The organism is Vibrio sp. T20 (genome assembly GCF_007858795.1).
Taxonomy (GTDB): Bacteria; Pseudomonadota; Gammaproteobacteria; order Enterobacterales; family Vibrionaceae; genus Vibrio; species Vibrio satsumensis.
Genome location: NZ_VFEB01000045.1, coordinates 216505 through 230565 on the forward strand (window position 1 = coordinate 216505; position 14061 = coordinate 230565).

The following is a 14061-nucleotide window of genomic DNA, read 5'->3' on the forward strand; positions in this document are numbered from 1 at the left end:
GAGTATTACACTTCTACTGGCTTTGCTCTAAAGCTCTTGAATAGCTTAACTAGAATCGGGCTAGACAGAACTAATACCGCCAGAATTGTGAAGGTCATGGTAATTGGGCGTTCCCATAGGAAGCTGAGTTCACCATCGCTGATCATTAATGCGCGTCTCAAGTTCTCTTCCATCAAACCGCCCAAGATGAAGCCTAACAGCAGTGGTGCCAATGGGAAGCTGGCTAGCCTTAGTGCTATTGCTGCCATCGCAACCAGCAGCATCACAAATATGTCCATCGTGTTGAAAGACACCAAGTACACACCTGTGATTGAGAAGAAGATGATCATTGGCAGTAGAACCGTTCTTGGTACCGCTAACAGCTTAGAAATGTATGGGATCAAAGGCAGGTTCAAGATAACCAGTACGATGTTGCCAAAGTACATAGAGATAATCACCGACCAGAATACATCTGGGTGTTCAACGAACAGGCGCGGGCCCGGTTGAATACCGTAAGCGATTAATGCACCCAGCATGATAGCCGTTGTACCAGAGCCCGGAATACCCAGCGTTAGTAACGGAACGAATGAACCACTTGATGCTGCGTTGTTTGCCGATTCTGGAGCAACAAGACCACGAATGCTGCCTTTGCCGAACTCTTTCTGTTTGTCTTTTGGCGCTAGGCTACGCTCCATACCGTAACTTAGGAATGCCGCAATAGTGGCACCTGCGCCCGGTAGAACACCAGTAAAAAAACCGAGAATAGAGGAGCGAATCGACACCGGCGCGACTTCTTTGAACTCTTCTTTGGTGACCTTCATGCTGCCGATATCAGACATCTTTTGGCTTTCTTCAGCGCTGTTGTCTTGCTCAGGCTTAAGAATGCCCATTAAGGTTTCACCCAGTGCGAACGTCGCCATAGCCAGCAATAGGAAGCTGAAGCCATCCATTAGATCTGTTAGGCCGAATGTGAAACGTTCAACACCAACGCCTTTGTCGATACCTACGGTTGAAAGCATTAAGCCTAAGATAGTCATCATCCACGCCTTGATAACCTGTCCTGGGCCTGCAAACGCCGCTACAGCGGATAAACCTAGTAGCATCAGTGCAAAGTAGTCAGAAGACTGGAAGCTCAGTGATACGCTCGCTAGAGCCGGCGCTGCAATCAAAAGCATAATTGCTGAAAGTGTGCCGCCAGTAAAAGAAGAGTAAGCCGCGAGTGCAAGTGCTTTACCTGCTTGACCTTTTTGAGCCATCGGGTAGCCGTCAAACGCGGTTACTACCGTTGAAGAACAACCCGGAGCATTGATTAAGATTGATGACGTTGAGCCACCAAATACAGCGCCGTAGTACACACCAGCCATCAAGATTAAGCCTGAAGAAGGGTCTAGGCCATAAGTGATAGGAATCATCAGAGCAATGGCTGAAATTGGACCTAATCCTGGAAGCATACCGATGAAGGTACCAACGAAACAGCCCACGATGACCATCATGATGTTCATTGGCATCACGGCGGTCGAAAGTCCTTGTAAAATTCCGTCTAACATAATGTTGTCCCTACCAAAGAGTGAAGATTAAACCAGGCTCTAGGTAGATATCTAAGCCTTGAGTTAAAAGAAGAAAGAACGCGATAACGAAAGGAAACGACGCGCCAAATAAAACAGCTTTACGACGCTCACCCAGTAGGTAAAAGCCTGCAAGTAAGAAGAAGCTGGTTGCTAGAACAAAGCCAAGATAAGTCAGCCCAATACCGTACAGCGCCATTAACACCAAGAAGCCAATCAGCAGTTTCCAGTTCAGCGGCGTTGTGTCGCATATGACTTTCTTATCCGGTTGTCCTGTTATCAGCAGGATCAACGAAAGGCCAATGCCGATAAACGTCAACAGGGTAGGTAAGGTTCTTGCTGTGAAGGGTTCGTACTCGTCGCCGGGAAACAAAGGGATCAGCGTGGTTTGGTAGCCATAGCACAAGCACGCCAGCATAAAGATCATGGCTCCGATGCGATCCTTCGAAAGCAAAGATTCCTTACTCAGAAATTTGGTTGGTAAGTCCGACATGTCCAACTCCATTTGGGGTGGTGTAAAAAGTAAAAAAGCCGTACATGAGCGAGTTAATGAAGAATGTCTGGGATCACTAACTAAAGGTGAGCGAATGACATGGCTTGGATAAAGTAAGCCACTTGCATCTACAACGAATCAGCAAGCTTTAGCAATACGCTACGAATAAACAAAGGAGTTTTAGTTAACCCATGTACGGCGAAACAGGAAAGAGTAAGAGGGCACAAAGACCCTCTATGATTGTTGGTTATTTCAAGAAACCAAGCTCACGCATTAGGTCGCCCATCTGTTTTTCTTGGTCTTCTAGGAAGGCGTAAAAATCTTTGTCAGCTTTGTAGTTGTCGATCCAACCGTTACGGTCACGAACCACTTGCCACTCATCGGTTTTGTACATTTTGCCAAGCGCTTCGTTCCACTCGTCGATTTTCGCTTGACTTGTACCCGGTGCCGCGAAGAAACCACGCCAGTTAGCAAATACTGTCTCGTTGCCGTATTCAGTCAGTGTTGGGATGTTAGGCGCAGCGTCAAGACGCTTTGGAGCCGTCACAGCAAGCACTTTTACTTGGCCAGATTTAGACATCTCTAGTACTTCACCAAGGCCCGTTGAAAGCAGCTGTGTTTCGCCAGAAAGCAATGCCGCCATCGCTTTACCACCAGCATCGTAGGCAATGTAACGAACTTTCTTTGCATCAAAACCTTCGCCTTTGAATGCTGCAGCAACCACAAGGTGGTCCATGCTGCCACGAGCTGAACCGCCAGCAATTTTCACTTTACGTGGGTTGGTTTCGAATTCTTTAACTACATCTTCCCAAGTGTTGTACTTAGAATCCGCAGACGCGACGATTGCACCGTAATCGGCAATGGTTGCTGCTACCGGAGTTAGGTCACGGAAAGACTGAGGGAAGATACCGGTCAGCGAGCGCACTACGATAGGTGTTGAGTTCACCATCAGCGTGTCTTCTTGACGTTGAGCCGTCTCGATTAGGTGTGCAATGGCTTTACCGCCGCCACCACCAGATAGGTTTTGGAAAGAGACATTTTCTACGATGTCGGATTTCACTAATACATCACCCGTGCCACGAGCTGTCATATCCCAACCGCCGCCAGCGCCGCCAGGGATTAGGAAGTGGATTTTCTCTACGTCAGCAGCAAAAGTGTTAAAAGAAAAGGTTGCTGCGATGATAGAAGCCGCAAGAGTAGGTTTCAGTGCCTTGAACATGGTTCACGTTCCTTATGTAGGGGATCTCTTCAATGGAGAGAAACTTATGTTTTATATCCAGCTACTAAATACACGAATCGGGTGTTTAGTAGATGAGGTTAAAGTTAACGATGTGTTAATGAAATGTCTGTAATGCGGCGATATTGAGAATAAAGAACATTGGATTAATATTGTTCATAAAGTTCACGGCGGGGTGTTATGCGAAGGCGAAAAAAGAGAGCCATGTCGGGCTCTCTATAAAATTTGGAATGTTTGTAATGAATTCTTTTATTTATCATAAGCTTATCTGGGTAAGGTCGAGCCTTTCAAGATCTCAGTTGCCTTGTCAAAATCAAACTCTTCCAAAGAAACTTCCAGTCGCTTGAATTCTGAAGAGGATAATCCAATTTTAGCGCCATCTTCAATATTAAGAATTATGGTGAGTGCATCGGTGTCATCATTCGCCGTTGCCTCCAATAATTGGCGGTAGAGTTGCTGATCAGTAGTCGATTGCTGCTGTTCAGAGCTCTCTGCTGATTTGCTAGAACTGGTCGCTATTGAGTCTTTTGATCCTTCAATTTGAGAGAATGCTTCGCTTAGTGATTGGCTTAGTTCTAGCGATGTGCTGATCACACTGCCTTTCAAATTGGTATCGTCTGGCTGTGCTTCTAGGTTTTCACACAACGTATGCAGTTGTTTCGCCCCTAAATTGCCTGCCACCCCTTTCAGTGTGTGAAGGTAGCGCGGTGCACTGCCGCTTGCTAGCTCGCTTTGTAGCTTATCTCTGTCAGAATAGGCCTCGACAAATCGGTGTAAAAGCTTGCTATACAGTTGGTGATTATTGTTGGCTCTGATTAAGCCAAGCGTAATGTCTAGCCCCTCAACTTTAGAAAGCGCTGTATTAAAGGCACTACTGTCTTCTGACTCGTTAGAGCTAGAGTTCACGGATTCTTCTTGGTGTGATATTGGGTTAACAAACGCAATGGGACGGGAAGGTGACACCCAACTCGCGAGAGTGGCAAACATTGAACCGACATCTATAGGTTTAGCAATAATGTCACTCATGCCACAACCGAGCGCCTTTTCCTTGTCTCGCTCCATGACATTAGCTGTCATCGCGATGATCGGTATTTCTTGATCGTTGATCTGCTGACGAATGTACTCTGTTGCTTCATAACCATCCATCACCGGCATTTGGCAATCCATCAAAATACCATCGAACGGTTGTCCGTCTACAATGGCTTGTTGATAAAGCTCAATCGCGAGTTTGCCATTTTCAGCTACTGAAACCCGAATTTTCTGTCCTTCTAATAGCTCAGTCGCGAGTTCTTGGTTGATTTCATTGTCTTCAACTAAGAGTAATTTGGCTCCGGCAAGGTGCTGAACGTTGGCTAACTGGGTTTGCTGCTCAAGTTCACTGCGTGAGACGCGTTCTGAATCGAGTCCATAGAGTGAGACAATAGAGTCATAGAGGTGAGAGGGGGTAATTGGTTTGTCCAGAATACTTGGTATTTGAAAGCCCCTTTGATCAATCGCTTCTGCAAGCTCTTCTCGATCGTAAGCGGTCAGCATCATGATCTTAGGCGTTGTGTTTAGCTGCTGCTCATTGTTGATCTCTGCTAATAAGTCTACGCCGTCTCGCTTAGGCATCTTCCAGTCGGAGATAACCAAATCAAATGGCTTGTTCTGAGCGTCAGCGGTATGTAACTCGACAAGAGCGTCATCTACCGATGAACTTAGTGTTGGTGTTAGCTTCAACGACTCTAGAATGTCACCAATGATCAAGCGTGCGCTGGAGTTGTCATCGACGACCAACACTTTCAAGTTGTTAATCGATGCAGGCACTACTACACGATGCTGCTGGATAGAATGACTGACGCGAGTGGCAATCGTAAATGAAAAGGTTGAGCCTTTACCAAGCTCCGTTGAGACATGAATATCGCCGCCCATCAGTTGGCTTAGTTCTTTACTAATGGCGAGGCCCAAGCCTGTCCCACCGTATTTTCGCGTGGTTGAGCTATCGGCTTGAGTGAACTTGTTGAATAATTTGGCGGCTTGCTCTTGCGTCATACCAATACCACTGTCTGAGACGGCAAAGTTCAACTTGATGTCGTCGCCTTGTCTTTCAGCAACTGAGATAGAGATCTTTACTTCGCCTTTCTCTGTGAATTTGACAGCATTGTTACTTAGATTAATCAATATTTGCCCAATTCTTAACGGATCCCCAACCAGGTTAGTCGGCACGTCTCTGTCGACTTGAATGAGCAGCTCTAGGTCGCGTTCTGAGGCTCGTAAGCCAACCAAGTTAGTAATATTGTCGAGTACATTTTCAAGTTGGAAGTCCACTTTCTCAATGTCGAGTTTTCCAGCTTCAATTTTCGAGAAGTCGAGAATGTCATTGATTAACCCGAGTAGGGTATCGGAAGAGAGCTTCACTTTGTGAATGTAGTTACGCTGCGCCTTGGTTAAATCGGTTTTTAATGCCAGATAACTCATGCCGATGATGGCATTCATTGGGGTTCGGATTTCATGGCTCATGTTAGCGAGGAAGTCAGATTTTGCTTGGTTTGCGGCATCGGCTTCATCTCTTGCTGCAGCTAGACTGTGTGCGAAAGTTTCTAAAGCAGAATGCGCTTTGTTAGCGAGCAAGCCCATCAACAAAATAATCACAAAGAAAATCATCCCACCGATGGCTAAATGGAACGTCACGCTAGAAGAGTCTTTTACATTGACGCTTTCTGAAAGGTGACGTTGGGATACGAAATCTCTAAATTTTAAGAAGCTCTCATCCATCGCTGTGAGTAGTTGGTGACCTCGCATCTCTGAACTGACTAACTCCATAAATTGCGACTCATAAACGCTGATATGCTCGTCAAAGGCAGTAATTTTTACGTTTGGTGCGTACAAGGTAATAAGTCGCTGCGCGTTGCTAGATTTGGATTGCATCTCATTAATTACATGTGACACTTTGTCAGCGATGAGCTTCTGTTCCTTTGAATTTGCGAGCAGAAAATCTCGGTTGAATCGATTTGAACGACTTAGTAGCGTGCGAATCGCCAGTAGGTCTTGCCCTATGAGCAATTGGGAAGAGAGTTCTGCTTGAGATTGAGAAACGAGATGACTCAGTTCCGCGACTTGGCTCTGCTTGGCTTGATAGAGTAACCCAACCGAACGCGAAAATTCAGAACCACTTAGGGTGACTTGATTGATAAGGGAAGCTCTTAACTTTTTCGAAGACGCCGGTATGCCTTGTAGCTGAACTAAGTTGGTGTAATAGCGATTTTTTGCCTTATCTACAATCTCTAAAAGTTGTTGTCCTTTGTCATCCAAAATCTGCTCTTGCAACTCTGAAATGAGCTGTGAAGCCTTTTGCATCTCAAGTTTGACCAACGAGTGAGTCTTTAGGTCGCCGTCGAGTAAATACTCTTTTTCAAGGTTTTGTATGTTAACGGCGAGAGTGGCAAGTTGACTGGTTTTTAGTGCGACGTTGGTCAGTTCTTCGTTGTTTAGTCGCAGACCGCGAATTTTCTGATTGTTTTGATTGATCGCTTGATTGTGTCGATCCCTCATCTCTCGCAATAACTCTGTCGCGGCATTGGAGCGCTCGTCCATAAGCGTTCGAGTTGATTGGTTCAACTCAACAATGTCGACATATTGCTTGAATTGAACTAAATATTCCGTGAGTAAATTGATAGGAAGGGACGCTGCATATCGGTCGGCATAATCATTAGCTAGACCCACGGTTTGTTCTGCTTCTTGATCAAAGCTAGAGATGACTTTTTCATTGTAGTCGTTACTGAAAGACAACTCATAAACTCGGAGCTTATCGAGTGAAGTCAATAAGCGAGTACTGGAAGCGTATTGTTCGACGCCGATGAAGCGATCGTTGAGATTGATCCAAGCGCCTACCGCGACAGAAAACACAACGATGGCTGCGACCAGAAAAGAGGTTAAGATTAATTTTGAATCAGTAGCAAATCTTGAAACAGTATTCATAAAGTGCCTGTATTGATAAAGTACCAGCGAACTTACTGTTTTTGTTCATCAGTAAAAGAGTCTTTGATAGTGAGCATTTCATCGAGCTTACTAATGAAAATAGGAACCAAGTTAGGATCAAAGTGATGGCCAGCTTGCTCTTGTATCAATTCAATTGCTTTTTCAATCGACCAAGCTTTCTTGTATGGGCGCTCGCTGGTGAGGGCATCGAATACATCTGCTATTGCAACAATACGCGCGCTTAGAGGGATGTCTTCGCCTGATAGCTTATGAGGGTAGCCGCTGCCATCCCATTTTTCATGGTGATAAAGAGAGATCTCTTGAGCGAGCTTTAGCAATTTAGAGTCGTTGTCTCCGATAATATCCCCGCCAATGGTGACGTGTGTTTGCATAATTGCCCATTCATCTGCATCAAGCTTACCGGGTTTACCTAATATGCGGTCAGGAATGCCGATTTTACCAATATCGTGCATCGGAGCTGCTTGGAATAGCAATTCCACCCATTCTTCACTGACGTCTAACTGCTGGGCAAGAATCTTGGAGTAGTAACTCATTCTTACAACGTGCATCCCGGTTTCATTGTCCTTGTATTCAGCGGCGCGGCCGAGCTTACGGATTATTTCCAATCGACTCATGGCTAGAGCTTCTGTTCGCTGTCTTACCTTGCGAGACAGTGCCAAGTTTTGGTCATAGAGAGAGATATGCGTGACAACGCGAGCCTTCACAATAGGCGGGCTGACTGGTTTAGTGATGTAATCAACAGCGCCGAGTTCAAAGCCTTTCTGTTCGTCGACCACATCCGTCTTAGCTGTCACAAAGATAACGGGGATATCAGAAGTGACAGGGTTACTTTTAAGTCGGCGGCATACTTCATAACCATCCATCACAGGCATCATGATATCGAGAAGAATGAGATGAGGCTTTGGGTGGGTAGAAGCAATTTTTAGCGCTTTTTCTCCGGATGTCGCAGCCTTAATTTTAAAGTCGTCGTTCAGGATCCCTGAGAGGGTATGAATGTTGTCCGGGATGTCATCAACAACCAAAATGATCGGTTTATCTGTCGTAATTTGATTCATTTTTCGTCCCTAAAAAATTTAATCAGATTGCTATGTTTTATATTGATAAAGCGTAGTGGAATTTGGCGGAAATGCATGATTTCAAGAGGGTTAATTGTTGGTTTTGGAATCTAAAAGGAAATAATGGTGAACCTTTCTATAAATAGATATTTTATATGTTAACCTTTATTTAACAAAGAATAACTGCATGGATAGTGTAGTAGTGCGATCAAGGTTGAATAGTTCAGGTTTCAGTTAGCTAAGACCGAATGATTCTGAGGTACTTAGTCGTTCAAGTAACTTTTCAAATCTATCGTGGACTTGTTACAGGGAGAACGTACGATGCCGAATACAGGGCTGACCCTCATTCAGAAAGACATGCTATCGCTGTTTGCTAATGCTGATTTGGTGGGTGTGACTAAAGTAGATAAAGTTAAGATTGCAGTTGCCGCTGCAACAGAAGTAGACAGTTTAACCGGTACCATAACGGAGGGAGTGACGGGGAGTGGAACTAGCCTCGCGGGGATGATTGAAAATATTACCGAGCAGGTCAAAGAGAAATTCTTAGATTATGCAAAGAGCATCACCAGTATCGCTATGGATGATATCAAAGCTCAAATACTGAGTATGATTCCTAGCTTGGTGAAGAAGATCTTTGCAGATTTAGCACCTGCTATTGATGATATCAAAGAGGCGGCCAGCCGAATTTACTCCGCTTTAGGTAAAGCGGTAAACAATCATAAGACTCGTCACTTGAGTTCGATGACAACCACTCGTGTGGGCGCTGATGTGATAGACAAAATCCGTGGTGAGATCCGCGCTGTTGCTATCCAAGATTCAATGATTGCACTCGCGCATGGTGGCGTGATCGCGATTAACCTAGCGAGCTCAGGTATTGGCGCAACGGTGACCAGTATTGTTAAAGCCGTACTTTCTATCTTCAATTTTTTCCGCGGCTTATACGACAAGTGGGTAATGGAACGTAAGTTTCGCAAGTTTAAGCAAGAGTGTGTGATGCTTAATCAAAAGCGAGACGTTATTGGTGCGAATTTCTTCCGTGACTGGTTCAAAATGAAGATGGAAGAGATCCCTGTGATTGCGTCATACATGGTGTGCATGCCGTGTTATAGCTCTCCATATAACTTCTTATCTATAACCGACATTACGCCACCACCGCCAAACATGAAGACTCGTTTAACGCGTAGAATTAAGCGAAAGTTTGGTTTTAAAGTGAACACAGATCCTTCTGTTATCAAGTTGTCTTTCCAGAAGTCGACCCTGAGTGCTTACGCTACGCTACAAGAAGAGGCGAAGGCGTTTATTGCCAATAGTGAAATCGCATTGGAAAGTAACAAGCCAGGTGTGAAACAGGTACTCAATGCTGCACGCGGTGAGCCTAACTTTATACCGGGAACGGATGAAAAAGCCTTTACTAAGGCAGTAAGAAAACAACAGGTTAAAAACTTCTTTAATGGTACGACGATCAAAGAAAGCGTAAAAGAGAGCCTTGCACCGAAAGCGCTCGCTGCTACAGTGGCTGGTGGCTTGGAATCTCTGTTGGTTCCTGAATAAATATAACGAAAATCAGTTTCTGTTAAATCGAAATAAATGCGGATGATTAGTCATCCGTTTTTTTGTATCAGCTTGATGTTATTCGTTTAGCGGTGCTGTTTGAGAAGGAGCTGGTAGCGACTCGGTAAGCTTCCTACATCCGACAGTTCTTCCAGTATGACCGCAAGTGCGAACCAATCGTCCAATTTACTCGTGATAGCGTGCTCTCTAGAATATCGAGGGGTGCAGCTATCAAAGCGAAGCTTTTTTCTATCCGTTCCCATTTGGGTGACAGAACCAAAGTCGATAAGATGCGCCTGTCCTCGTTGACTGATGACTACATTGGATGGCTTGAGATCACCATGAACGAATCCAACTCTATGGATTTGGTTTATAGCGGTTTCTAGTGAGCTAATAAATTGAAAAGACGAACACTCAGGTAGGTTTGAGTCGTTTAGTATCTCCCGCAGTGTTTGACCACTGATGTGGGAAAGTACTAGAAAGTCTTGTTGGTAGTTAGAGAAGTAGTCGAGATATTTTGGGTAAGTGCCTTGTGTATCCAAATCAGTGTTGGAATAAAGAAACTCTGCCTCTTGTTTTAGATAGTGGCGGTGTTTTAGCTCATGAGCATATTTGATGGTGACCAATCCCCAGCTACGATGTTGAGCTTTAAATACTCGCGAGCTTAAGCGAGCAAGGTCGGTATAGCCATGTTTTTGGAGCGTACGTCTGAGCTGTTCATCAGTTGAACTCGTCTGGTTAGAAGAGGCATCATCTTCGATGGGTTTAGCTCGACTCGGTAAAGAGGGCGAGCTATTAGACGGATAGCGACTAAATTCCACTTGGCAGAGAGAACCCTGAGAAGAACCCTGGGACAAATGGGTTTGATTGCCCTTGGGTTTTGATGGTGAGCTTCACTTTACTGTCTCCATAGACGAATTCAACTTGGGTGTTTTGAGCAGACGTAAAGTTCACGTTTGGCTCAAATAAGCGGAACCAGCTCCATGTACCTTTCACAGTATCTTGGCCTATGGTTGAGTCTTGTGCATTGAGTTGAACACCGAGTTTTTCGATGAACTTCGCATCACCTTGCCATGATTGTTGGCTCCACAGCGTAGGGCCGTGTCGGTAAGTGAAGATGGGCTTATCTGAGATGATGGAAAACTCCGTAATGTTCGGTGTCATATCGACGGCTTTCAATTGGAAATTGATCAACACATTCGACGGATCGGCCAAAAACAGGGCACTTTTAATATCAGCCGCTTTATCCATCATTGTCCAAACGTCTGGTGTAATCGACAACCCAGTCCCTGGCAATAAGCCCGGCAAATAGGGCGCTTCATCACTGTTCTTGATGAAGCTATTGAGGCGAGTCTGCTGGAACTTATCGACGATTCCATTGGTCACGAAGAAGGCTTTAACGTCGGCGACACTCACGTCAGATTTTGATTTTCGATTGAACGGATAAAACGAAGCCAAACGTTGTTGATAAGGCTGATAGATCTCGTTCGACCAAGCAGTATTCAAATAGTCATGAGCCAGTGACATCACGGTTTCATTGCTTTGGTGGACCACCTTGTTCACCAGTTCTTCTGCGACTTCTAGGTGATTGCTGGATAAGTTCGCGAGTGTAGCAATAGGATTACCAGCCTGTAGAGTCGCAGATAGCGTATCAAAGGCGACCTTCTGGGGCTCTTTGGCCTCGTAGAACTTATCTCCCCACTTATTCGCATTGATAAACGCTGTAAGTAGGTTGTCTATTGGCTTTTTACCTTGGTCATTAGCTGTAACTTGCTTTTTGTAGGCTTGGAAGCTGAGTGATATCTGACGAGCGGATTCCTTCTTATCAGGATCTTGAATCGGCATGCTTGCAGGGTCTTGTTTTTTGTCATCCTGAGCGGGGATTTCAAGCTCCACATAGGTGTATTTAGCAATCGTTGAATACAAGCTAACGATTGGGTTATTGCTTGCTTCAGATAGGCTAGTTAATGCATTTTTTAACTGTGTCGGGTCGGCAACTTCTTTGACTTCAACATTACGAATTAGGTCATGCCAATAGTTAATGTAATCGTTTTGGTAAGTCTGCTTGAGTTCTCGGCTAATACGGTGAAGCTCCAATGCGCTAGGGTACGCCCCCGCCACGCCTTCATAAGATTGCAATGCAGACATTAACGTTGGGGAGTTCACCGATAAGTCGAGTTCATTAAAGCCGGTTGGTGTATAGATATACGGAACTAGGTAACCAGCGAAACTTGGTGAGAATTTAAATACCGAATTGAAGTTATCACCCAGTTCGCCACGAATATCGACACGTTTTGAGTAATCAGGTGAGCTTTGAATGTGTTCGTACAGCAGTGTCTCAATACCGGTTTGAGTGATGACTTTCTTAGCTAAACTTTCTAAATCATGGTTTGATTTAACTGGGGTCAGATTACGGGCAAAGATGTCATCCAACAGCACTTCGAGTTGAGCAATATTGACGCTGTCGGCTTCGCCTTGATCTTGCAGCGTACGAATGTAGTAGTTTTTAAGCTCTTGTACGTTGGTTCTGTCTTTGCTGAAGAGTAAGCGATAGTTATTAAGTAAAGAGAGGGTTTGTGACTGATCTTCTAAGTTCACATAGACGAAGAGATCTTTCTCCAGCGTGTTTTCCATTGAAGGGATTAGAACTTGCTGTAACTCGGCGAAATACGCCTCTTCGACCTCTGCCTTAATACTTGGGTTAGGCATAAACGGTAAGGTATACCAAGGTTCTGGTTGATTGTAGAGGTTGTAGATTCTCTGCAGTGAGAACAGATTAGGGATGTTATCGGCCATGTTCTCAATGTCGTACGGCGATGCAGAGATCGCTTCTTTATAACGCTCTAGCATCACGTCAGCTCTGGTCTCACGCTGATTCTGGAAATCAAAATCAAACTTAATTACCAGCAATACAGCGGCGAGCAAACCTATCCAAGAGAGCGTAAACATCACTTGGTTAACCAGAAGAGTATTTTCTTTACGTTTGTTCACACCGACCAGTTCGTGCTCCGCCAAGATCACATGCGTCATCAAGTATTGAGCGAACAAGGTTTGGTTTACCGGGATTTGCTCATTTTGCTGATAATGCTCGTGACCGACAGAATAGGAAACAGTGCTTGCTAGTAAGTCTGACTGTGCGGAGCTTTGACCATCGTGAGTGAAGTAAAAGCCTCTAAATTGAAGCGCATCACTGAGTTGTTCTCCGCGATATAGGCGATTTAAAAACAACCACAAGTTCTGTTTCAATAAACCAAACTGGAATGGGGCGCTCGCGATGGAGTTTCGATAATCTTGATTCAACTGCCCAGCAAGCGCATTGCTCATATTGGCAATCAGTTCACTGATTAAGTGGTCATATTCATCATTAAACCAATCGGCGTCGATACCGCCGTGTTTAGAATAAGGGGCAGTGGCGCCAAACACTTCGTCTCTCTTTGACTCGTCAAAAGCAGAGAAGAACTGACAAAAATCACTGATGCTACCCATGTTTGAGATAACGTTGTAAATCGGTAGGCTGACACCAAACGCTTGGTTAAATGTCTTAATGGTCGACTTAAGTTCATCAGCCTGTTGGGTAATTTGCTCGTTGTTCTCTAATAGCGATGACACGTCAGTCGTAAGCAGCAAGCCGTTAGCTGCTTGTCTTGGTCGCCACGCGGTTAGGGATTGGCACAGTGTTTTCAAATATTCGGGATGTTGGTCTTCACCCATACTGATAGAGACTAAAATCGAATGCTCGCTAACCCAAAATAGGATGGGGAATTCGATGTCATTGCCGAAATCGTCAAGTTTATATGCCTCATACCCCATTTGCGTAATGATGCTTTTGTCTTTGTTCGGATTTTGGCTTAACAGCAAATAGATAGGCTGGTCATAGCGGCTCGTTAAACGTGTCTTACGTTTTTGTCCACTGATCATGCGCTTGAAATGGTTAGCCAGTTGCTTTTGTCGTTTCTGAATTAGTTCTTTGTCCAGTGACTCTTCCTCAGACTTGGTGCTGCGCTTAATCACTATCCAGTAGCATATGACACCAACTAAGGTTGATAGAATGGCAGCCGTGGCAAGCGCCCAAACCAGATATGCATTGAGGGGTGTTAACAGAATGACGCTAGAAGCGACAGTAAAAAACGCGACAGAGGCTAGAGCAGAGATACCTACCGTTTTCTTTACGTTACCTGACTTGTTTGGTTTTGCATCCGGCAT

The 14061-nt window shown here is 44.8% G+C and carries 8 protein-coding genes; 1 reads left to right on the plus strand and 7 read right to left on the minus strand.

Annotation, left to right across the window (positions count from 1 at the left end; translation table 11 throughout):
• Nucleotides 1-5: 5 nt before the first annotated feature.
• From FTW16_RS02760 to FTW16_RS02780, 5 genes are all read right to left on the minus strand, one after another.
• Nucleotides 6-1526: a tripartite tricarboxylate transporter permease gene (locus FTW16_RS02760; RefSeq protein WP_048659453.1), complete on the minus strand. Its 1521-nt coding sequence runs from the start codon at nucleotides 1524-1526 to the stop codon at nucleotides 6-8.
• A gap of 10 nt (nucleotides 1527-1536) precedes the next feature.
• Nucleotides 1537-2037 (minus strand): tripartite tricarboxylate transporter TctB family protein, encoded by a 501-nt coding sequence (locus FTW16_RS02765; protein ID WP_029405318.1) that lies wholly within the window; start codon nucleotides 2035-2037, stop codon nucleotides 1537-1539.
• A gap of 247 nt (nucleotides 2038-2284) precedes the next feature.
• Nucleotides 2285-3256 (minus strand): tripartite tricarboxylate transporter substrate binding protein, encoded by a 972-nt coding sequence (locus tag FTW16_RS02770; RefSeq protein WP_017055247.1) that lies wholly within the window; start codon nucleotides 3254-3256, stop codon nucleotides 2285-2287.
• A gap of 282 nt (nucleotides 3257-3538) precedes the next feature.
• Nucleotides 3539-7231 carry a response regulator gene (locus tag FTW16_RS02775; RefSeq protein WP_146489960.1) on the minus strand — a complete coding sequence of 1231 codons (3693 nt, stop codon included), beginning with the start codon at nucleotides 7229-7231 and terminating at the stop codon, nucleotides 3539-3541.
• Nucleotides 7232-7263: 32 nt separating this feature from the next.
• Nucleotides 7264-8307, minus strand: coding sequence for a two-component system response regulator (locus FTW16_RS02780; protein ID WP_146489961.1), 1044 nt, complete (start codon nucleotides 8305-8307; stop codon nucleotides 7264-7266).
• Nucleotides 8308-8628: 321 nt separating this feature from the next.
• On the opposite strand from FTW16_RS02780, the gene FTW16_RS02785 reads away from it, so the two are divergent.
• Complete coding sequence (locus FTW16_RS02785) at nucleotides 8629-9858, plus strand: hypothetical protein (RefSeq protein ID WP_146489962.1); 1230 nt, start codon at nucleotides 8629-8631, stop codon at nucleotides 9856-9858.
• Nucleotides 9859-9944: 86 nt separating this feature from the next.
• On the opposite strand, the gene FTW16_RS02790 is transcribed toward FTW16_RS02785, so the two are convergent.
• Both FTW16_RS02790 and tssM read right to left on the minus strand, forming a co-directional pair.
• Nucleotides 9945-10679, minus strand: a complete 735-nt coding sequence (locus tag FTW16_RS02790; protein WP_261383401.1) for a protein kinase domain-containing protein — start codon at nucleotides 10677-10679, stop codon at nucleotides 9945-9947.
• Nucleotides 10669-14061 carry a type VI secretion system membrane subunit TssM gene (tssM, locus tag FTW16_RS02795; protein ID WP_146489963.1) on the minus strand — a complete coding sequence of 1131 codons (3393 nt, stop codon included), beginning with the start codon at nucleotides 14059-14061 and terminating at the stop codon, nucleotides 10669-10671. The genes FTW16_RS02790 and tssM overlap by 11 nt, the downstream gene beginning before the upstream one ends.

Bases quoted from the DNA above. Each gene is read 5' to 3' on its own strand.
- FTW16_RS02760 (WP_048659453.1), bottom strand. From the start codon at position 1,526: ATGTTAGACGGAATTTTACAAGGACTTTCGACCGCCGTGATGCCAATG.
- FTW16_RS02765 (WP_029405318.1), bottom strand. From the start codon at position 2,037: ATGTCGGACTTACCAACCAAATTTCTGAGTAAGGAATCTTTGCTTTCG.
- FTW16_RS02770 (WP_017055247.1), bottom strand. From the start codon at position 3,256: ATGTTCAAGGCACTGAAACCTACTCTTGCGGCTTCTATCATCGCAGCA.
- FTW16_RS02775 (WP_146489960.1), bottom strand. From the start codon at position 7,231: ATGAATACTGTTTCAAGATTTGCTACTGATTCAAAATTAATCTTAACC.
- FTW16_RS02780 (WP_146489961.1), bottom strand. From the start codon at position 8,307: ATGAATCAAATTACGACAGATAAACCGATCATTTTGGTTGTTGATGAC.
- FTW16_RS02785 (WP_146489962.1), top strand. From the start codon at position 8,629: ATGCCGAATACAGGGCTGACCCTCATTCAGAAAGACATGCTATCGCTG.
- tssM (WP_146489963.1), bottom strand. From the start codon at position 14,061: ATGCCGGATGCAAAACCAAACAAGTCAGGTAACGTAAAGAAAACGGTA.